This is a genomic window from Kitasatospora sp. NPDC043950 (assembly GCF_056435345.1).
Genome location: NZ_JBWKER010000001.1, coordinates 319,368 through 342,289, shown reverse-complemented (window position 1 = coordinate 342,289; position 22,922 = coordinate 319,368). Strand labels below are relative to the sequence as shown.

At 76.4% G+C, this 22,922-nt stretch carries 3 protein-coding genes and 2 rRNA genes; all 5 read left to right on the top strand.

What is annotated here, in order from left to right:
- Positions 1 to 93, top strand: a 23S ribosomal RNA gene (locus AC07BF_RS01240); the annotation flags it as partial.
- Positions 94 to 180: 87 nt separating this feature from the next.
- Positions 181 to 297 (top strand): 5S ribosomal RNA (gene rrf / locus AC07BF_RS01235).
- A gap of 388 nt (positions 298 to 685) precedes the next feature.
- Entirely contained in the window at positions 686 to 1,279 is a 594-nt protein-coding gene (locus tag AC07BF_RS01230) for a hypothetical protein (protein WP_363586616.1), read from the top strand.
- Positions 1,280 to 2,319: 1,040 nt separating this feature from the next.
- Positions 2,320 to 3,669 (top strand): serine hydrolase domain-containing protein, encoded by a 1,350-nt coding sequence (locus AC07BF_RS01225; RefSeq protein WP_363630608.1) that lies wholly within the window; start codon positions 2,320 to 2,322, stop codon positions 3,667 to 3,669.
- 190 nt (positions 3,670 to 3,859) lie between these two features.
- The gene (locus AC07BF_RS01220) at positions 3,860 to 22,909 is read left to right on the top strand and encodes a non-ribosomal peptide synthetase (RefSeq protein WP_478332721.1); all 19,050 of its coding nucleotides are present in this window, start codon (positions 3,860 to 3,862) and stop codon (positions 22,907 to 22,909) included.
- The last annotated feature ends 13 nt before the right edge of the window (positions 22,910 to 22,922 follow it).

Genomic DNA, 22,922 nt, shown 5'->3' with positions numbered 1-22,922 from the left:
GGCTCCCAGTAGACGACTGGGTTGATAGGCCGGATATGGAAGCCCTGTGAGGGGTGGAGTTGACCGGTACTAATAGGCCGAGGGCTTGTCCTCAGTTGCTCGCGTCCACTGTGTTGTTCTGAAACAACGACCCCAACCCGTTTGGTCACGGGGTTGGTGCGGTTGACAGTTTCATAGTGTTTCGGTGGTCATAGCGTGAGGGAAACGCCCGGTTACATTCCGAACCCGGAAGCTAAGCCTTACAGCGCCGATGGTACTGCAGGGGGGACCCTGTGGGAGAGTAGGACGCCGCCGAACAATCATTCACAGAGAACCCCCATCCGGGAAACCGGATGGGGGTTCTCTGCATTTCTAGGGCTTAATGGCTGAAGGGCGTTACGGCCTCAGAGCTGGAGTTTGAATCCGAGGTGCGACGGGACGAAGCCGAGCCTCTCAGAGAGGCGGCGGTCGTCGGTCATGCCAGGTGTGCGCATGACTATGGACAAGGGGGGTGATCGAGCCATCGCCCTGACCTGAATCTGTCGACAGGACCGTTCGACGGTCGCGTCGCCCCCGGGCTCCCGCACCCCCTGACGTGCACCTCCGCAGCCGCCGTTCGAACCCGGGAGGGGGCGCCGGCCGTGATATCGGCCGAGGCCGGTCGGCGGACGGCGGACGGCGCGAGGACGGATGCGGGAGGACAGCGATGGCCTGGTACCAGGGGCAGAGCCGGATCACGGTGACGGCGGTGGAGGGGCAGTGGCCGCAGCGGGCGGTGGTGACGGTGCGCGGTGGCCGTCCGGTCGAGATTCCCGGGACGGTCGGTGCGAGCCACCTTGTGGACGCCGAGCGCTGGGAGCTCGACCTGGAGCACCGGCGGGAGGGCGAGTGGTGTCCCAACATCCGCGCGGTGCAGGGGCGCTGGCAGGAGGTCCGGGGTGTGCTGACGCAGGTGGTGCACAGTCGCAACCGGGACGGGGGCGGTGACCGCAGCGACCGGAACCTGGTGCTGCGGATCGAGCGGGTCGAATCGGGCGGCGGCGCGCCCGTGGACGTGGCCGCACAGGGCCGCGCGACCGCGCCGCGCACCTCGACGGACCGGCCGGTGGCGGCGTCCGGGGCGTCGGCCCCGCGGACTTCTGCCGCGCCGGTGCGCGGGACGTCGACCACCTCGTCGGCGCCGACCGTGCGGACCAGCGGTTCGGGGGCCGGGTCGGCCCCGTCCGCTCCGTCGCGCGCGGTGACGTCCACCGGTGGCACGGCGACCCGGCCCTCGACCGGCAGCTCCTGGCAGGGCTGACGGGTGTTCTGAGCCCCGAGCCCGCCCGCGTTCCGGCGCGCGGCGGATCCGCTCGGTCGCCCCGCGCCCCGGGGTGGCCGAGCGCGGCGGTCCTTCCGTGGCCCGGGGGCGGCAGACGCGAACCGGGCCACGCGCGCGACGGGGCGCGCGCGCACCACGGCACAAGCGCATCGGGGCACACGCGCATCAGAGCCCTCATTGATTCACTCGCGACGCACCTGATCTGTTCCGTCGCATTCCTGCACAACCGCCCCAGGCGTCAGGGGAATCACTCGGCTATTCCCCGCGGAAACCCGGCCGGGCGGCCGGGGGGATCCGGGTGCCACAGTTTCGGCCAAAGAATTCACACCCGTCATCAGGCGTTCCGGGCGTGGCCGGGAGTCACACCAGCGATTTTGCGGTTCCGATTCCGGGGAGAGTCGCTTTCCGTTCAATCGCCAGGGGTTGCGAGCGGGTGACCCGCCGTGAAGACTGTTCCGCGTTCGTCGTTCCGAGCGTTCGGGCCGTCAAGGTATTGCCCGGTCCTCGCGACGGTTGTGGCAGGTTCCGCACGGTGGTTGCGGGGAGGGATCGCAGGGGGGATAGGCATGCCGGGCGCAACGATCGCACAGGTCAGGGCCGTCGGAGCGGCCGACTGGAGCGTTCGGGATTCCTGTCCGGCCCCGCCTGCGGGGTGAGGTCATTCGGCGGTCGGCCGTTCGCCGCTCACTGTTCCCGCTCACCGTTCCCCCGTTCACTGTTCCTGGGCGGCGTGGAATTCGGGTCGCATTCGCACCGTCCGGTCGGGGAGCGCCGAAGCGGCCCGGAACGGCTCCCCTGGGGTGCGTGCGGCGCCCTGTCGGGAGCTGTCGGGGATTCCCGTTCGCACCCGTCGGCCGTCATCGGCAGGGCTTCCGTCGATTCCCGTTGTTCCCACGAGTCTTGAGTCGAGGAGCGCAGGTGGCAGGAAATTTCACGGCGTGCTCCACAGTAATCCGGAATTCATCCGCGGACGCTTGCCGCGCCCGCATCTGAGAACCAGTCAACGGGAGCGTCCGCCCATGCCGTACCCCAGTTCCGCGCCGGTCCGCGAGCGCGCGCCGTTCCTCTTACGCCGCGAACTGCAGCACCGGCTCGACACGCTCGCGCGCACCCACCGGGTGCCCGGCGCCCAGGTGGTGCTGGACACCGGCTCGGAGGTCGTGGCCCTGCACACCGGTGTGGCCGACGCCGCCACCGGTGCGCCCTTCACCGGGGACAGCGTCGTGCCGGTGGGGTCGCTCACCAAGCCCTACACGGCCGCTCTGGTGATGCTCCTCGCCGACGACGGCGACCTCGACCTCGACGACCGGGTCGCCGATCACCTGCCCGAGCTCCGCCGGATGCCCGCAGTAACGATTCGCCAACTCCTCAGCCACACCGGCGGACTGCCCACCGGGCCGGACTCCGACGCCGCCGCCCGGACCACCGCGGCGCACTACCTGTCGTCCGTGTGCACGGCCGGGGACGCGCTCTTCCCGCCCGGGACGGACTTCTCCTACTCCAACGCCGGCTACGTCGCCGCCGGGCGCCTGGTGGAGGCGGTGACCGGGATGCCCTGGCACGAGGCCGTGGCCGCCCTGCTGCTCGAACCGCTCGGCACCGTGCCCGTGTTCGTCGACGCGAGCGCACCCGCTCGCCCGGTCGCCGCCGGGCACGCGCTCAACGCCGCGACCGGCCGGGCCCGGCCGGTCCGGCAGAACCTGGCTCCGCTGGAGGCCCCGGCCGGTGCCCTGCTGGCGAGCGCCGCGGACCTCGCCGCGCTCGGCGGCGCCCTGGTCGGCCGGGCCAAGGCCCTGCCCCCCGCCGTCGCCGAGGAGATGCGCCGCCCGCAGCCCGGCGCCCGGCCGGGTGCGCTCGCGGACGGCTGGGGCCCGGGGCTCGCCCTCTACCAGCAGGACGGCCGGCTGTGGTGCGGCCACGACGGCAACGCCATGGGGACCTCCTGCCACCTGCGGGCCGACCCCGACAGCGGAGTGGTGGTCGCCTTCGCGGGCAACGCCGCCGCCGCCACCGCGCTCTGGCGCGAGCTCGCGGCCGACCTGGCCGAACTGGCGGGCGTCCGGGTGCCCGCCGCGATCGCGCCGGTGGGCGCGGGCGAGCCCGTCCCCCTGCCCGAGTGCGCGGGCACCTACCGCAACGGTTCGATCCGGTACCTCGTCGAGCCCGCGGGTGACGGATCGTCCACGCTCTCCGTGGACGGAGACCTGCCGATACCCCTGCGCTGTTTCGCCGACCTCTCCTACGATCTGCTCGCCCCCGACACCGGCCGCCCCGAGCCGGGCGGGCGCTTCCACCGCGATCCCGCCACCGGCGTGATCGACCGGGTGCAGGTGTCCGGGCGCACGGCGCGTCGCGCCGACCCCGCCTGAGGCGCCTTTCGCCCGCCGGCCGCCGCCGCTGCCCGTCGCCTGCGGCGTCCGCCGCCGCGCCGACGCCGCTCCACCGGGCTCACCCCCCGCTCGTTCCGTTCCCCCGGCCCCCGTTCCCGGGTCCGTGGGCCTGCCCCCGTCTGCCCCGGCGCCCGCATCGCCTCCTCCCCGTCCGGAAGGACCTTCCGCCATGACCGACCGGCCTGCCCAGCCCGTGCATTCGTCCGCTCCGCCGCAGGCCGGCGACACCCCTGGCGCCCCGGGGACCGAGGCCGCCCCGCCGCCGGCGCACCGGACGCTCGACGCGTTGTTCGCCGCCCAGGTGGCCCGCGCGCCGCACGTGCCCGCGGTGACCGACGGCCGGCGCAGCTGGACGTACCGGGAACTGGCCCACCGGGTCGAGCGCCTGGCCCGCGACCTCGCGCGGCGCGGCGCCGGGACGGACCGGACGGTGGCGCTGGTCCTGCCGCGCTCGATGGAACTGGTCGCGGCGGAGCTGGCCGTCGCCCGGACGGGCGCCGCCTTCCTGCCCGTGGATCCGGCCTACCCCGCCGGGAGACGGGCGCTGATGCTCGCCGACGCCGCCCCCGCCGTCGTCCTGGACGATCCGGCCCGGGTCCGCGCGCTGCTGGAGGCCGACCCGGCCAGCGCCGCGGACCGGGCCGACACCGCGGACGCGCCCGGCAGCACGGACACGCCCGGTACCGCCGCCGCGCCCGACGCCGGCCTGGCGGGCCCGACCGGTACCGCGCTGCCCGGCCCGACCGGTACCGACCACGCGGCGTACGTGATCTACACCTCGGGCTCCACCGGGACGCCCAAGGGCGTGGTCGTCACCCACCGGGGGATCGGCGGCTTCGCCGAGGCGGCCCGCGCGCACTACGCCGTGCGCCCCGGAGACCGGGTGCTGCAGTTCTCCTCGCCCAGCTTCGACGCCTCCGTCCTCGAACTGTTCATCTCCGTCCTGGCCGGGGCCACGCTGGTGATCCCCCCGCACGGCCCCTGGCTGGGCGAGGAACTCGCCGCCGTGCTCGACGAGCACCGCATCACCCACGCCCTCATCCCGCCGGCCGCCCTGGCCACCGTGCCCGGCGGCGCGGGCCGCCACCTGCGCACGCTGATCGTCGGAGCCGAGGCCTGCCCCGCCGAACTGGTCGACCGCTGGGCGCCCGGCCGGCGCATGATCAACTCCTACGGCCCGACCGAGGCGACCATCGTCGCCACCTGGACCGGCCCGCTGGCCGCCGGCAGCGGCGCACCCCCCATCGGCGGCGCGCTGCCGCACACCCGGGCGTACGTGCTCGACGCGGCCATGCGGCCCCAACCGCCAGGTGCCGACGGCGAGTTGTACGTCGGCGGGGAGGGCGTGGCCCGCGGCTACCTGGGCCGCCCCGGCCTGACCGCCGGGCGCTTCGTCGCCGACCCCTTCGGCCCGCCCGGCGCCCGGCTCTACCGCACCGGAGACCGCGCCCGGTGGACCGCCGACGGGGAGCTGGAGTTCCTCGGCCGGCTCGACCGGCAGGTGAAGATCCGCGGCTTCCGGATCGAGCCGGGGGAGATCGAGGCCGCCCTGCGGGCGCACCCCGCCGTCGACCAGGCCGTCGTCGTGGTCCGGGAGGACGAACCGGGCCGCGAACGCCTGGTCGGCTACGCCACGCCCGCCGACCCGGAGCACGCCCCGGACCCGGCGGAGCTGCGCGCGGCGCTGGCCGCCGCCCTGCCGGCCCACCTGGTGCCGTCCGCCGTGGTCGTCCTGGCCGCGCTGCCGCTCACCCCGCAGCACAAGATCGACCAGCAGGCGCTGCCCGCCCCCACCCGCTCCGGCGCGGCCGGGCCCGTCGCCCCGCGCACCGAGCGCGAACGCGCCCTGGCCACCATCTGGGCCGAGGTCCTCGGCGTCGACGCGGTGGGCGCGATGGACGACTTCTTCGACCTGGGCGGCGACTCGATCCTCGCCGCCCGGACCCTGGCCCGGGTCACCGAGCGGCTGGGCGCCCGGCTCACGCTCCGGGACGTCTTCACCGCACGGACCGTCGCCGCCCTGGCCCCGCTGGTGGACGAGCGGCACACCGCCGCGCCGCCGGAGCCGATCCCGCCCGCCCCGCGCGAGGAGCCGTTGCCGCTGTCCAGCGCCCAGCGCCGCCTGTGGTTCCTCGACGACCTCACCGTCGGGGGGACGGAGTACAACACCGGCGTGGCCCTGCGGCTGCGCGGAACGACGGACCCGGCGGCCCTGCGCCGGGCCCTGGGCCGACTCGCCGCCCGGCACGACTCGCTGCGCACCACCTTCGCCACCGTCGACGGGCAGCTCGTGCAGCGCGTCGCGGCGGAGGGCACCCTGCCGCTGCGCACCGCGGACGTCGGCGACCGGCCGGCCGGGGAGCGCGCCGAGGCGGCCGAACGGCTGCTGACCGAGGAGCTGAACCGGCCCTACGACCTGACGGACGGCCCGCTCGCCCGGGCACTGCTGGTCCGCCTCGCCGCGGACGAGCACCTGCTGCTGCTGGCGCAGCACCACATCATCACCGACGGCTGGTCGGTGGGCGTCCTCACCCGCGAACTGGCCGCGCTCTACCGGGCGGAGGTCTCCGGCGAGCCGGACGCGCTCGCCGCCCCCGCCCTCCAGTACCCCGACTTCGCGCGCTGGGAGCAGCGCCGCCGGACCCAAGCCGGGGCAGCGGACGCGCCGGACCTCGCCTACTGGAAGCGGAACCTGGCGGAGCTGCAACCCCTGCAACTGCCCACCGACCGGCCCCGGCCCGCCCAGCGCACGACGAACGGTGCGGCGCACCGCCACCGCCTCCCGGCCGAACTGGTGGCCCGGCTGCGGCACCTCGCCGCGGGCCGCGGTACGACGCTGTTCACCCTGTTCGCGGGGGCGTCCGCGCTGCTGTTCTCGCGCTACTCCGGCCAGCGGGACGTGGCGTTCGGCACCGTCACCACCGGGCGCGACCGGCGGGAGCTGGAGGAGGTGACCGGCTTCTTCGTCAACACCGTGGTGCTGCGCGGCGACGTGGACGAGCGGGCCACCGTCGACCGGTTCGTGGAGAGCGTGCGCACCACCCTGCTGGACGCCTTCGCCCACGCCGCGGTGCCCTTCGACCGGGTGGTCGAGGAACTGGCCCCGCCCCGGGACCCGAGCCGCACCCCGCTGGTCCAGGTCATGGTCGTCCAGCAGAGCCCCACCACCCCGCCGCCCGCCGGAGGCCTGCGCTTCGAGGACCACCCGCTGCCCCGCCCGGCCGCCCGGTTCGACCTGGTGCTGGAGTTCACCCCGGAGGACACCGACGGCTGCGCGCTGACGGTGGAGTACAACACGGACCTGTTCGACGCCCGGACGGTGGCCCGGATGGCGCGCCACCTGCACCGCCTGCTGGCGGGCATGGCGGACGGCCCGCAGCGCATCCTCGCCGAACTGCCCATGCTCTCCGAGGAGGAGCAGCGCACGCTGCTCGACTCCTGGAACCCGCCCGCGCACGCCGCCGGCGACCTCCCGGACACCGTGCCGCCCGTGCTGCCCGGGCTGTTCGAGGCGCAGGCGGCCCGTACGCCCGGGCGGACCGCCGTCGGCTGCGGCCCGGTGCGGCGGGACTACGCGGAGGTCAACCGGCGGGCCAACCGCCTCGCCCGGCTGCTGGTCGCCCGGGGCGCGGGCCCCGAGCGGCTGGTCGCGCTGTGCCTGCCGCGCTCCGCCGACCTGCCGTCGGTGCTGTGGGCGGTGCTCAAGTCGGGTGCGGCGTACCTGCCGGTGGACCCGGGCTACCCGGCCGAGCGGATCCGCTTCATGCTGGCGGACGCCGGGCCCGCGCTGGTCCTCGCCACCCGGGAGACGGCGGCCGCGCTGCCCGAGGGGTGGCCCGTCCTGCTGCTGGAGGACGGCACCGGCCTGGCCGCCGACGCCGGCGGCCCGGATGACACCGGCCTGGCCGCTGCCGGCCCGGCGGACACCGACGACACCGGGGACGCCGACCTCACGGACGCCGACCGCCTCCGGCCGCTGCTGCCGGAGCACCCCGCCTACGTCATCTACACCTCGGGCTCGACCGGCCGGCCCAAGGGCGTCGTGATCACCCACCGCAGCGTCGTCGCCCTCGCCCGCTGGGCGGCCGAGCGGTTCGGGCCCGGCGGGCTGGACCACGTGGTCGCCGCCACCTCGCTCAACTTCGACGTGTCGGTCTTCGAACTTCTCTGCCCGCTGCTGGCGGGCGGGAGCGTCGAGGTGGTCGCCGACCTCGCCGCCCTCGCCGAGGAGCCGGCCCCGCGCCGCGTCGGCCTGGTCAGCGGCGTGCCCTCGGTGATCTCCCGGCTGCTCGCCGGGGGCGCCGCCCCGGTCGACGCGGCCACCGTCGTGCTGGCCGGCGAGGCCCTCTCCGCCCAGGCGGTGGGCGACCTGCGGCGCGCCCTGCCCGGCAGCGCGATCGCCAACATCTACGGCCCCACCGAGGCCACCGTCTACGCCACCGCCTGGTTCGCCGGTGACCGGCTGCCGGAGCAGGCGCCGCCGATCGGCAGGCCGCTCGCACTGACCCGGACGTACGTCCTGGACGCCGGGCTTCGCCCGCAACCGCCGGGCGTGGTCGGCGAGTTGTACCTCGGGGGCGGCGGCCTGGCGCGCGGCTACCTGGGCCGCCCCGGGCTGACCGCCGCCCGGTTCGTCGCCGACCCGTACGGCGCGCCGGGGGAGCGGATGTACCGCACCGGAGACCGGGTGCGGTGGAACGCCGACGGCGACCTGGAGTACCTCGGCCGGATCGACCAGCAGGTCAAGGTGCGCGGCTTCCGGATCGAACTGGGCGAGGTGGAGGAGGCGCTGCGGCGCTGCGAGGGCGTGGCGGAGGCGGCTGCCACCGTCGCCGACGGCGGGGGCAACCGGCGCCTGGTCGGCTACGTGGTCCCCGTCCCGGGCGGGCGGGTGGAGCCCGAGGCCGTGCGCCGGGCGCTCGGCCTGGCCCTGCCCGACTACCTGGTGCCCTCGGTCGTCGTGCCGCTGCCCGCGCTGCCGCTCAACCCCAACGGCAAGCTCGACCGGAGCCGGCTGCCCGCCCCGGGGCCGGCCGTGCCCGCCGTACGCCACGTCGCCCCCCGGACCCCCGCCGAACAGGCGCTCGCCACCATCTGGGCGGAGGTGCTGCGGCTGGAACGGGTCGGCGCGGACGACAACTTCTTCGACCTCGGCGGCGACTCCATCCTCGGCATCCAGGTGGTAGCCCGCTCCCGGCAGGTGGGGTTGGCGGTGACCTCCGGGGACCTCTACCGGCACCAGACGGTCGCCGCGCTGGCCCGGTGCGCGGACGACGCCGAACGGCCGGCCGTGACCGCCCGGGTGGCCGCCACCGGGGTGGGCGTCCTGACCCCGATCCAGCGCTGGTGGCTCGACCGGGCCGCCGGGCGCGCCGGGCACTTCAACCAGGCGCTCTCCCTTCTGCTGGGCGCCGACGTGGACCGGGCGGCGTTGGAGGACGCCCTGAACGACGTGGTCGCCCACCACGACGCGCTGCGCTCCGCCTTCACGGCCGACGCCGGAGAGCCCGACCCCGCAGAGCCCGACCCCGCAGAGTCCGACGCCGGAGAGTCCGACGCCGGAGAGTCCGACCCCGCAGAGCCCCGCGACGGCGAGATCGGTACCGGCCCCGGCGTGCGCTGGCGGATCGACGACCGGGCGCCCCGGATCCGCCTGGGCCGGCACACCGGCCCGGACGGCGACACCCCGCACTTCGGCCCCTTCGACCTGGGCGGCGAAGGTCCGCTGCTGCGCGCCGTGCTGCACGAGCGCGGTGCGGGGCAGCCGCCGGTCCTGCACCTGGCCGTCCACCACCTGGTCGTCGACGGGGTCTCCTGGCGGGTGCTGGCGGAGGACCTCGACACGGCCTACCGCGCCCGCCGCGACGGCCGGGACGGGGCGGCGGCCCTGCCGGCGAAGTCCTCCCCGCTGCGGCAGTGGGGCCAGCGGCTCGGCGCCCACGCCGCGGCCGGAGGCTTCGAGGACGAGACGGAGTACTGGGCGCGGGCCGTCCCCGCGCAGGACGGTGACGCCCCGGCGGACCCGTTCCCGGCCGACCTCTCGGGGGCCGACACCCACGCCTCGGCCCGCTCCGTCACCGTGCGCCTCGACCCCGCCGACACCACCGCCCTCCTGCGCACCCTGCCCGACACCTATCGCACCCAGGCCAACGACGTGCTGCTGAGCGCCCTCGGCCGGGCCCTGTGCGGGGCGAGCGGCCTGGAGCGGGTCGTGGTGGACGTCGAGGGGCACGGGCGCGAGGAGTTGTTCGCCGATCTCGACCTGAGCCGCACGGTCGGCTGGTTCACCACCCGGCACCCCGTGGCGCTGGCCGTGCCCGCCGGGGCCGACTGGGACGGCGTCCTCAAGCGGGTCAAGGAGCAGCTGCGCGCCGTCCCCCGACGGGGCCTCGGATTCGACGCCCTGCGCCACCTGGGGCGCCCCGGCACGGCCCCCGACGTCCCGGTCGCGCGGATCAGCTTCAACTACCTCGGCCGGATGTCCTTCCCGCAGGACGCGGCCGGGCTCTACCGCGGCACCTTCCGGCCCCTGGAACTGGACGCCGACCCGCGCGTCGAGCGCCCGCACGCCCTGGAGGTGGTCGGCCGGCTCGACGGCGACGCGCTGGAGTTCAGCTGGTTCTACTCCGGCGCCGTGCACCGGCGCGACACCGTCGAGGCCCTGGCCCGGTGCTTCGCCGCCGAGCTGGCCGACCTCGCGCGGTACGCGGCCCGCCCGGGCGCCGCCGGGCGCACCCCGTCCGACTTCCCGCTGGCCCGGCTCGACCAGGCGGCCGTGGACCTGATCACCGGCGACGACCCGGGCGCGGTGGAGGACGTCCTCCCGCTGACGCCGACCCAGTCCGGGATGCTCTTCCACGGCCTGGCCGAAGAGGACAGCGGCGCCTACTTCCAGCAGCTGGACTTCGTCCTGGACGGCGTGCCCGACCCGGGGCGGCTCGCCGCCGCCTGGCAGTGGGTCACCGACCGCACCCCGGTGCTGCGCGCCCACGTCCGCTGGCAGGAGGTGCCCGAGCCGCTGCTGGTGGTGCGGCGGCGGGCGGCCGTGCCGGTCACCCACCTGGACTGGCGCGAGCTGCCCGAGTCCGAGCGCCGGGGCCGGCTGGCCGAGCTCCTGGACCGCGACCGGGCCCGCGGCCTGGACCTGGCCCGGGCCCCGCTCCAGCGCCTGCTGCTCATCCGCCTCTCCGACACCCGGGTGCGCGTGCTGTGGTCCTTCCACCACCTCGTCCTGGACGGCTGGAGCCTCTTCCAGGTGCTGTCGGACGTGTTCGCCGTGCACGCCGCGCTGGCCCGCTCCGGGCCGGAGACGGGAGAAGTCCCGTCCGGCACCGTGCCGTCCGGCACCGACCCCTTCGGCACCGACCCCTTCGGCACCGAGCCCTTCGGCACCGTCCCGTACGGCACGGTGCCGGAGCGCCGGCCCTACCGCGACTTCGTGGCCTGGCTGCGCGAGCGCGACCCGGCGGAGGCCGAGCGGCACTGGTGCGGGCGCCTGGCCGGGCTGGCCGAGCCGACGCCGCTGCCGTACGACCGCGAGCCGCGCCAGAGCCACCGCGCGGAATCCACCCGGGCCGTGCCGTTCACCCTCCCCGCCGCCGCGACCCGGGCGCTGGAAGGCCTCGCGCGCAGCTCCGGCCTGACCCTGAACACCCTGGTCCAGGGCGCCTGGGCGATCCTGCTGGGCCGTCAGGCGAACCGGGACGAGGTGGTGTTCGGCACCACCTCGTCCGGGCGGCCGCCCGAGCTGCCCGGCGTCGAGTCGATGACCGGCCTGTTCATCACCACCCTGCCCACCCGGACGGTCGTGCCCGCTGACGGCACCCTGCTCGACTGGCTCCGCACGCTGCAACGGGAGCAGGGCGAGGACCGGCGCCACGGCTTCGTCCCGCTCACCCGCCTGCGGGCCGCCACCGTCCTCCCCGAGCAGACCGCCCTGTTCGACAGCATCGTCGTCTTCGAGAACTACCCGGTCGAGGACGACGCGGCCGCCGCGCACGGCCTGCGCCTGCGCGACCTGGACGGGATCGAGACCACCAACTACCCGCTCGCCCTGCTGGCCTACCCGGGGCCGGAGCTGGCCCTGCGGCTGTGCTACGACCCTCGGCTGTTCGACGAGGCCACCGTCCGGCGGATGGCCGGGCAGCTTACGGCCGTCCTGACGGGACTGCCCCGGGGCGCCGGGAGCCCGCCCGCGCGCGTGCCGCTGCTGACCGCCGGGGAGCGCCGGCGGATCCTCGTGGACTGGAACGCCACCGCCGTCGAACGGACCGAGCGCGACATCGCCGACCTGTTCGCCGAGCAGGTGCGCCGCAGCCCGGACGCCGTCGCCCTGGAGGCGGGCCACGAGCGCCTCAGCTACCGCGACCTCGACGCCCGCGCCGCCGCCCTGGCCGGCCGGCTGGCCGCGCTCGGCGTCGGCGTCGAACACCCGGTCGGCGTGCTCATGGACCGCTCCGTCGACCTGGTCGTCGCCCAGCTGGCGCTGGTCCGGACCGGCGGGGTCTACGTGCCGCTGGACGGCAGGGCGCCGCGCGAGCGGCTGCACCTGATGCTGGCCGAGGCCGGCGCGGACCTGCTACTCACCGACGCGCACCGGGTGAGCGCCGCCGAGGAACTGCTCCCCGCCGAGCGGGTGCTGCGCGTCGACCGGCCGGACGGGCCGCACGCCGCCGACGGGCCGCACGCCGCCGACCGGCCGCACGCCGCCGACCGGCCGCACGTCGCCGACCGGCCGGGCCCGGCCGCCCCGGCCGCGGCCCCGGTGCCCCACCCCGACAACGTCCAGTACCTGATGTTCACCTCGGGTTCCACCGGCACCCCCAAGGGCGTCGCGGTGCGCCGGCGCGACGTCGCCGCGCTCGCCCTGGACCGCGCCTTCACCGGCCACGACCGGGTGCTCGTGCACTCCCCGCACGCCTTCGACGCCGCCACCTACGAGCTGTGGGTGCCGCTGCTGCGCGGCGGCACCGCCGTACTGGCCCCGCCGGAGGACCTGGACGCCGCCGCCGTCCGCCGCGCCGTCACCGAGCAGGGCGTGCAATGCCTGTGGCTGACCGCCGGCCTGTTCCGGCTCCTCGCCCAGGAGGACCCGGGCTGCCTGCGCGGCGCCCGGGAGGTGTGGACCGGCGGCGAGGCGGTGCCCGGCGCGGTCGTGCGCCGCGTCCTGGAGGCCTGCCCCGACCTCACCGTGGTCGACGGCTACGGCCCGACCGAGACCACCACCTTCGCCACCCGCCGGGCCTTCCGCCCCGGGGACCGGCTGCCCGCCGTGCTGCCGATCGGACGCCCGCTGGACGACACCCGGGTGTACGTGCTGGACGGCGCCCTCCAACCGCAACCGCCCGGCATCACCGGCGAGTTGTACATCGCCGGCGCCGGAGTCGCGCGCGGCTACGCGGGCCGGCCCGGCGAGACCGCCGCCCGCTACCTCGCCGACCCCTTCGGGCCGCCCGGCGGCCGGATGTACCGCACCGGCGACACCGCCCGGTGGAGCGAGGACGGCGAACTGCACTTCGTGGGCCGCGCGGACGACCAGATCAAGATCCGCGGCTTCCGCATCGAACCCGCCGAGATCGAGGCACGGCTCACCGCCCACCCGGCCGTCGCGGAGGCCGTCGTCTCGCTCCACGAGGACGCGGGGCGCAAGCGGCTGGCCGCCCACCTGGTGCCGACCGGCGGCGCCGAGCCGCCCTCCGCCACGGCGCTGCGCGCCCACCTGGCCGCCGACCTGCCCGACTACATGCTGCCCGCGGCCTTCGTCACGGTCTCCGAACTGCCGCTGACCGCCAACGGCAAGGTGGACCGCCGACGGCTGACCGCCCCCGACTGGTCGGCGACGGGCGACCGCGCCCACCGCGCCCCGACCACCGACACCGAACGCGTCCTCACCGCGATCTGGGCGGAACTGCTCGGCGTGGAGCGGGTCGGGGTCGACGACGACTTCTTCCTGCTCGGCGGCGACTCGATCCTGAGCATCCAGGTCGTCTCCCGCGCCCGCGCCGCCGGTCTCGCGCTGTCCCCCCGCGACCTGTTCCGGCACCCCACCGTCGCCGCGCTGGCCGCCGCCGCCGGTACCGCCGTCACCGTCGCCGGGACCGAACCGGTCAGCGGAGAGGTGGGCCTGACACCCATCCAGCACTGGTTCCTCGACCCGCACCCGCCGTACGCCGCGTCCTTCGACCAGTCCGTCGTGGTGGAGGCTCCCGGCGAGGTCGACCCGCAGGCCCTGCGCCGCGCCCTGACCGCCCTGTGGGCCCACCACGACGCCCTGCGCTCCCGCTTCACCACCGGGGAGGACGGCGCCTGGCAGCAGCACTGCGCCCCCGCGGACGCCGCCGCCCCCGAACTGCTGGAGGTCGTCGACCTCGGCGCCCTGGACCGGGCGGCGGCCGAGGCCGCCGAGGCCCGGGCCACCGAGGCCGCGCACGCCGCGTTCCGGCTGGACACCCTCCCGCTGCTCACCGCCCGCCTGTTCACCACCGACGGCACCCGGCCCGCCCGGCTGCTGCTGGCCGTCCACCACCTGGTCGTCGACGGGGTCTCCTGGCGGATCCTGCTGGAGGACCTGGAGACCGCCTACCGGCAGGCCGTGGAGGGCCGGCCGCTGCGCCTGCCCGCCCGCACCACCTCCGTCCGGGAGTGGACCCGCCGCCTGCGCGAGCACACCGCGGCCGGCGGCTTCGCGTCCCGGCGCGCCCACTGGGCGGCGGCTGCCCGGCACTGCGCGGCTGTGCTGCCGGTGGACGGTGACGGCGGCAACACCGCCGCCGACCTGCGCGCCGTCACCGTCCGGCTGGACCGCGAGCGCACCGGGGACCTGCTGCGCAAGGTCCCCGGGGTCTACCGCACCCGGATCGACGACGTCCTGCTCACCGCCCTGGGCCGGGTGCTCGCCGAGTGGACCGGACGGCGCACCGTCGCGATCGGCCTGGAGGGGCACGGCCGCGAGGACCAGCTGTTCGAGGACATCGACCTGTCCCGCACGGTCGGCTGGTTCACCTCGCTCTTCCCCGTCGCCCTCGACGTCCCGGACGGGGACTGGGGCACCGCGCTGAAGGCCGTCAAGGAGCAGCTGCGGGCGGTGCCGGAGCGCGGCCTCGGCTACGGCGCGCTGCGCCACCTCGCCCGGGACGAGCAGCTCGCCGACGCCCCGGCCCCCGGGATCAGCTTCAACTACCTGGGCCGCTTCGACTGGTCCGCCGACGGCGCCGCCCTGGTCCGCGCCGTCCCCGGCGGCCTCGGCGGCGCGGAGGCGCCCGGCACCGAGCGCCCGCACCTGCTGGACGTCGTCGCCCGGGTCGAGGACGACCGGCTGGAGATCGGCTGGTACTACAGCGCGGGCCGGCACCACGAACGGACCGTCACCGCGCTCGCGGACGCCATGCTGCGCGCCCTGAAGGACCTCGTCGCCCACTGCGCCGAGCCCGGCGCCGGCGGCCGCACCCCCGCCGACTTCCCGCTGGCCCGGCTGGACCAGGCGGCGGTGGACCGGATCGCCGGGGACGGCCGCCGCGTCGCGGACGTGTACCCGCTGACGGCGATGCAGGCGGGCATGCTCTTCCACAGCCTGCTGGACCCGGACGCCCACACCTACGTCAACCAGGTCCAGCTGGTCCTCTCCGGGGTCACCGACCCGCACGCCCTGGCCGCCGCCTGGCAGCAGACCGTGGACGCCAACGCGGTGCTGCGCACCCGGCTCGCCTGGCAGGACACCGCCGAACCGCTCCAGGTCGTCCAGCACCGGGCCGCCGTCCCGGTGACCCACCACGACTGGACCGGCCGGCCGGCCGACCGGATCGAGCGGGACACCGCCCGGCTGCTCGCCGAGGACCGGGCGGCCGGCCTCGACCTGGCCGCCGCACCGCTGATGCGGCTGACCCTGGTCCGGCTGTCGCCGACCCGGGTGCGGGTGGTGTGGACCTTCCACCACGTCCTGCTCGACGGGTGGAGCGCGGCCCAGGTCTTCGACGAGGTGTGCGAGCGGTACGCCGCCCTGGCCGCCGGGCGCCGGCCGAACCCGGTCGCGCGCGCCCCCTTCGCCGACTACCTGCGCTGGCTGTCCGGGCAGGACCCGGCGCGGGTCGAGCGGTACTGGCGCGACACGCTGGCCGGGTTCCCCGCCCCCACCGAACTGCCCCGCGACCGGCGCCCGGCCGAGGCGCACCGCGCGTCGTCCTCGGCATCGGTGCGGGTGACCCTCGACAACGACCTGTCGGAGCGGCTGCGGACCACCGCCCGGCAGGCCGGGCTGACCGTCAACACCGTGCTCCAGGGCGCCTGGGCGCTGCTGCTCTCCCGCTACGGCGGTGGGGACGACGTGGTCTTCGGCACGATCGTCTCCGGCCGGCCCGCCGAACTCCCGGGCGTCACCTCGATGGTCGGGCTGTTCATCAACGCGCTGCCCACCCGGGTGCGGATCGACGCCGGCCGCTCGCTGCTGGAGTGGCTGCGGGAGCTCCAGGACGCCCAGTCGGAGGCCCGCCGCTACGACGCCGTCTCCCTGGCGCAGCTCCAGAACTGGAGCGAACTGCCGGGCGGCACGGCCCTGTTCGACAGCATCGTGGTCTTCGAGAACTACCCGTTCGACGCGCAGGCGCTGACCCGGCACGGCCTGGGCGTCGAGACCGAGCACGTCCTGGAGCCGACCAACTACCCGCTCGGCGTGGTGGTCGCCCCCGGCGACGCCATCGCGGTCAGCCTCGACCACGACCCGGCCGTCTTCGACACCGCCACCGTCGAGGCGCTCGGGGCGGGCCTGTGCACCCTGCTGACGGCGATGGCGGACGGCCTCGACCGGCCGGCGGCGCACCTGCCGCTGCTCGACCCGCCGCGGGGGCGCGAACTCGTCGACCGCTTCGGCGGGGCGGCGGTCGAGGCACCGCAGGACACCGTGCCCGAGGCCTTCGCCCGGCAGGCCGCCCGCACGCCCGACGCCCCGGCCGTCCGCTGCGGCGACGTGCAGCTGACCTACCGGGAGCTCGACGAACGGGCCAACCGGCTGGCCCGGCTGCTGATCGCGGCCGGCGCCGGGCCCGAGCGGTTCGTCGCGCTCGCGCTGCCCCGCACCGCCGACCTGGCCGTGGCGCTGCTGGCGGTGCTCAAGAGCGGCGCCGCCTACCTGCCGGTCGACCCCGGGTACCCGGCCGAGCGGATCGCGTTCCTCTTCGCGGACGTCCGGCCCGACGCCGTGGTCACCGACGCGGAGACCGGAGGGCGGCTGCCGGCGGGCCCGTTCACCCGGATCGTGCTCGACGACCCCGGGTGCGCCGAACGGCTCGCCGCCGCCCGCCCCGACGCCGTGCGCGACGACGAACGGCTCGGCGCCCTGCTGCCGCAGCACCCCGCGTACGTCATCCACACCTCCGGCTCGACCGGCCGCCCCAAGGGCGTCGTGGTCGCCCACGCCTCGGTCCTGGCCCTGACCGACTGGGCCGCCGCCGAGTTCGCCGACCACGGCCTGGCCCACGTGGTGGCCGCCACCTCGCTCAACTTCGACGTGTCGGTGTTCGAGATCTTCTCGCCCCTGCTCGCCGGCGGCTGCGTGGAACTCGTTCGGGACCTGCTGGCCCTGGCCGAGCGCCCCGGGCCGTGGCGGGCCGGCCTGCTCAGCGCGGTGCCCTCCGCCCTGGGCGGCCTCCTCGCGGAGGACGCCGTGCACCTCGGCGCGGACACCGTCGTCCTGGCCGGCGAGGCCCTGCCCGCCCGCACCGTGCGCCGGCTGCGCGAGGCCGTCCCCGGCTGCCGGGTGCTGAACATCTACGGCCCCACCGAGGCCACCGTCTACGCCACCGCCTTCGCCTGCGACCCCGCCGACCCCGACCGCGACCCGCCGATCGGCCGCCCGGTCGGCGGCGCCCGGGCCTACGTCCTGGACGACCGGCTGCGCCCGGTGCCCGTCGGCGCGCCGGGGGAGCTGTACCTGGCCGGCACCGGCGTCGCCCGCGGCTACCTGCGCCGCCCGGGCCTGACCGCCGCCCGGTTCCTGCCCGACCCCTTCGGCCCGCCCGGGCGCCGGATGTACCGCACCGGGGACCTGGTGCGCTGGACGGCCGACGGCGACCTCTGCTACCTCGGCCGCGCGGACGACCAGGTCAAGGTGCGCGGCTTCCGGATCGAACTCGGCGAGGTCGAGGCCGCGATGGCCCGCCACCCGCAGGTGTCGGCCGCCGCCGCCCGGGTCGTCGACCACGACGGCCACCGGCGCCTGGTGGGCTACGCGGTGGCCCGCGACGGCGGGCTGCCGAGCCCCGCCGAGTGGCGCGCCTTCCTCGGGCGCACCCTCCCCGACCACCTGGTGCCCGCACTGGTGGTGCCGCTGGACCGGCTGCCGCTCGGCGCCACCGGCAAACTCGACCGCCGCGCGCTGCCCGCCCCGGTGTGGGCCGCCCCGGCCGCAATCGGCGCCCGGCCTCCGCGCACCGAGGCCGAACGCACCCTCGCCGCGATCTGGCGCGAGGTGCTCGGCGTGCCCGACGTGGGCGCGGACGACAACTACTTCGCGCTCGGCGGCGACTCGATCCTGGGCATCCAGATCGTCTCGGCGGCCCGCCGGGCCGGCCTCGCGCTCACCCCCCGGCACCTGTTCGCCCACCAGACCCTGGCCGAACTCGCCCTCGCCGCCGAGGAGTCGCCGAGCCCGGCGGTCGCCGCCGAGCAGGGCGCCGTGGTCGGCGACGCCCCGCTCACCCCCGTCCAGCACTGGCTGCTGGACACCCTCGGCGGGGACACCGCCCAGTTCACCCAGTCGGTCTCCTTCGCCCTCGCCCCCGGAACCGAGGAGCCCCTGCTGCGGGCCGCGCTCGCCGCCGTCCTGGACCACCACGACGCGCTGCGCCTGCGGTTCGAGCCGCTCGGCGACGGGCGGTGGCGCCAGCACGGCACCGCGCCCGGCGACCTGCCGGAGCTGCGCACCCACGAGCTGCCCGCCGCACCGGCGCAGGAGCGCGAGGCGACGCTGCGCGAGCTGGCCGAGCGCCTGGCCGCGGGCTTCGACCTGGCCGAAGGGCCGCTGCTGCGGGCCGCGCTGTGCCGCTTCGACGGCGAACGGCACCCCGTCCTGCTGCTGGCCGCGCACCACCTGGTGGTCGACGCGGTGTCCTGGCGCGTGCTCCTGGAGGACCTGGACACCGCCCACCGTGCGCTGCGGGCGGGCGAACGCCCCGACCTCGGCCCCAAGAGCACCTCCTTCCGGGCCTGGGCCGAACGGCTCGCCGAGCACACCGCGGCCGGCGGCTTCGACGACGAGCACGCCCACTGGTACGGGCTGGAGCACGGCGCCGCGACCGCCCTGCCGACCGACCTGGACGGCGCCAACACGGCCGCCACCGAGGAGTCGCTGGACCTCGCCCTGGACGCCGAGGACACCCGCCGGCTGCTCCAGGACGTCCCGGAGGTCTACCGCACCCGGGTCAACGACGTCCTGCTCTGCGCCCTGGGCCGGGTGCTGGCCCGCTGGACCGGCCGGGACCGGGTGACGGTCGCCCTGGAGGGCCACGGCCGCGAGGAGCTGTTCGACGGGGTCGACCTCTCCCGGACCGTCGGCTGGTTCACCACGCTGTACCCCGTGGCCCTGGACATGCCCCGGGACGCCGACACCGGCACCGCCCTGAAGACCGTCAAGGAGAACCTGCGCGCCGTACCGCGCGGCGGGCTCGGCTACGGTGCCCTGCGCCACCTGCGGCCCGCCGCCACTGTCGAGCCCCGGCTGCCCGACCTGCCGCAGATCGGCTTCAACTACCTGGGCCGGCAGGACTGGACCCCCGCCCCCGGCGGCCTGCTGCACGCCCCGTCCGGCCCGCTCACCGGCGGCATGGACCGGGCGGCGGCCCGGCCGCACCTGCTGGACGTGCTCGGCCGGGTGAGCGACGGGAGGCTGGCGTTCACCTGGTCGTACTCCCGCGCGGTGCACCACCGCGCGACCGTCGCCCGGCTCGCCGTCGAACTGCTGGACGAGCTGCGGGAGATCGTCCGCCACTGCGCCGAACCCGGCGCGGGCGGCCGCACCCCCGCCGACTACCCGCTGGCCCCCCTGGACCAGGCCGCCGTCGACCGACTGGCCGGCACCGGACGGGACGTGACGGAGATCCAGCCGCTCACCCCCACCCAGACCGGCATGGTGCTGCACGGCCTGGACGAGGCCGAACACGGCCTGTACGTCGAGCAGATCACCTTCGTGCTGGACGGCGCCCGCGACCTGCGGCCGCTGGCCGCCGCCTGGCAGCACGTCGTCGACCGCACCCCCGTGCTGCGTACCGCCGTCGTCCTGCGCGACGTGCCCGTACCCCTCCAGGTGGTCCACCGGGACGTGACGCTGCCGGTCACCGAACACGACTGGAGCGCACTGCCGCAAGCCGAGCGCGAAGCCCGCCTGGAGCGGCTGCTCGCCGACCAGCGGGCCCGCCCGCTGGCCCTGGACCGGGCCCCGCTGCTGCGGCTCGACCTGATCCGGCTCGGGCCGGACGCGGCGCGCGTGGTGTGGACCTTCCACCACGTGCTGCTCGACGGGTGGAGCGTCTTCCACGTCCTGTCCGACGTCCTGGCCGCCCACGCCGCGCTCGCCTGCGGCGACCGGCCGGGCCTGCCCGAGCGCCGGCCCTTCGCGGACTACGTCGGCTGGCTCGCCGCCCGCGACACCGCCGCCGCCACGGAGCACTGGCGCGGCGTCCTGGCCGACCTCACCACCACGGCGCTGCCCTACGACCGCAAGCCCGCCCAGGGCGACACGGCCCGCTCCGGGGCCTGGCTCTCGCACCGCCTGGCCGAGGCCGAGACGGAGCGGCTCCAGGAGTTCGCCCGCCGGCACCGCCTCACCCTCAACACCCTGGTGCAGGGCGCCTGGGCGCTGCTGCTGTCGCGGTGGAGCGGGGAGCGGCGGGTGTGCTTCGGCACCACCGTCTCCGGGCGCCCGGCCGACCTGGCCGGATCCGACGCCATCGTCGGCCTGTTCATCACCACCCTGCCCGCCCGCGTCACCGTCGACGGCTCACAGCCCTGTGCCGCCTGGCTGCGCGCGCTCCAGGAGGAGCAGGCCGAGGACCGCCGCTTCGACCACCTGCCGCTGGCCGCGATGCACGGTCTGAGCGGGCTGGCGCCCGGGACGGCGCTGTTCGACAGCCTGGTGGTCTTCGAGAACTACCCGGTCGGCGACGCGACGGCCGGCGCCCACGGCCTGCTGATCCGCGAACTGGACGCCAGGGAGGCCACCAACTACCCGCTCACCGTGGTCGTCTCGCCCGGCGACCGGCTCGCCGTCGAACTCGGCCACGACCCCCGGTACATCGACCGGGCCACCGCCGAGAAAATGGCCGCCCAACTGCTGCACACCCTCGCCGCGCTGGCCGGCTCGGACGGCACCGCCCGCCTGGACGACCTCGACCTGCTGCCGCCCGGGGAACGCGAGCGGCTGCTGCGCGGCCCGGCCCGCCCGGCGGGCGGCCCGGTGCCCCCGGCGGCCCTGCCCGCCCTGGTCGAGGCCGCCGTGGACCGCCGGCCGCACGCCCCGGCGCTGAGCGCCCCCGGGCTGGAGCTGACCTTCGCCGAGGCCGAGGCGCACGCCAACCGCCTCGCGCACCGGCTCATCGCGCGCGGTGCCGGCCCCGGCGAGGTGGTCGCCCTCCTGCTGCCGCGCTCGGCGGACATGGTGCTCGCCCAGCTGGCGGTGGCGAAGACCGGCGCCGCGTTCCTGCCGGTCGACCCCCACTACCCCGACGAGCGCGTCGAGTTCATGCTGCGCGACGCGGCGCCCGCACTCACCCTGGACGCCAAGGAGGTCGCGGCGCTGCTGGCCGCACCGCCGGACGGCGCCCCCGACCACCGCCCCGCCGACCCCGACCGGATCCGCCCGCTCGACCTGGACGACCCCGCCTACGTCATCTACACCTCCGGCTCCACCGGCACCCCGAAGGGCGTCGTCCTCACCCACCGCGGGCTGGCCGCCTTCGCCGCCGCCGAGGCCGAGCACTACCAAGTCGTGCCGGGTGACCGGGTGTTGGCCTTCGCCACCCCCAGCTTCGACGCCTCCGTGCTCGAACTGTGCATGTCCCTGCCGCACGGCGCCCGGCTGGTGGTGCCCGCGCCCGGACCGCTGCTCGGCGCCCAACTGGCCGAGGTGCTCCGGGCGGAGGCGATCACCCACACCCTGCTTCCGCCGGCCGCCCTCGCCACCCTGCCCGCCGACACCCCCGGCACGCTGCCCGCGCTCAGGACCCTGGTGGTCGGCGCCGAAGCGTGCGGCGCCGACCTGGTGGCCCGCTGGGCCCCGCACCACCGCATGGTCAACTCCTACGGCCCCACCGAGGCCACCGTGGTCGCCGCCTGGTCCGCGCCGCTGGCCCCGGACGGCGCCGCGCCGCCGATCGGCCGCCCGCTGCCCGGCACCGGCGCCTACGTCCTCGACGCCCGGCTCCGGCCGGTGCCCGACGGCGCCACCGGCGAACTGTGGCTGAGCGGACCGGCCCTGGCCCGCGGCTACCTCGGCCGGCCGGGCCTGACCGCCGCCCGCTTCACCGCCGACCCGTACGGGCCGCCCGGCACCCGGATGTACCGCACCGGGGACCTGGTGCGCCGCGACCACCGGGGCGAACTGCACTACCTGGGCCGCACCGACCACCAGCTCAAGCTGCGCGGCCACCGCGTCGAGGCGGGCGAGGTCGAGGCCGTCCTGGCGCGCCACCCGGCCGTGCTGGACGCCGTGGTGACGGTGCGGGAGGACGATCCCGGGCTGCCCCGCCTGGTCGCGCACCTGCTCGCGGCCCCCGGCGCCGAACCGCCGACCGGCGCCGAACTGCGCGCCCTGGCCGCCCGCTCCCTGCCCGGCCACCTCGTCCCCTCGGCCTTCGCGGTCCTCGACCGCTTCCCGCTCACCGCGAGCGGCAAGACCGACCGCGCCGCCCTGCCCGCCCCCGCACCGGAGGAGGAGGAGCAGCGGCCCGGCCGGCTGGCGCCCCGCACGCCCACCGAGGAGGCCGTGGCCGAGATCTGGGCCGAGACCCTGCGGACGGCCGTGGGCGTGACGGACGACTTCTTCCAGCTGGGCGGCGACTCCATGCGGGCCCTGCTGATCGCCTCCCGCGCCAACGATGCCTTCGGCGTCACGCTCACCCCCCGCGACGTCCTGGTCTCCCGCACCGTGGCCGCCCTGGCGGAACTGGTGGAGGACCAGGTGCTGAGCGAACTCGAAGACGCCGCGTCCGGCGGCCCCGACGATGACGAACGATGACGAACGGTGAGGA

What these genes read in the sequence shown, in the direction of transcription:
- AC07BF_RS01230 (WP_363586616.1), top strand. Translation starts at nt 686, where the DNA reads ATGGCCTGGTACCAGGGGCAGAGCCGGATCACGGTGACGGCGGTGGAG.
- AC07BF_RS01225 (WP_363630608.1), top strand. Translation starts at nt 2,320, where the DNA reads ATGCCGTACCCCAGTTCCGCGCCGGTCCGCGAGCGCGCGCCGTTCCTC.
- AC07BF_RS01220 (WP_478332721.1), top strand. Translation starts at nt 3,860, where the DNA reads ATGACCGACCGGCCTGCCCAGCCCGTGCATTCGTCCGCTCCGCCGCAG.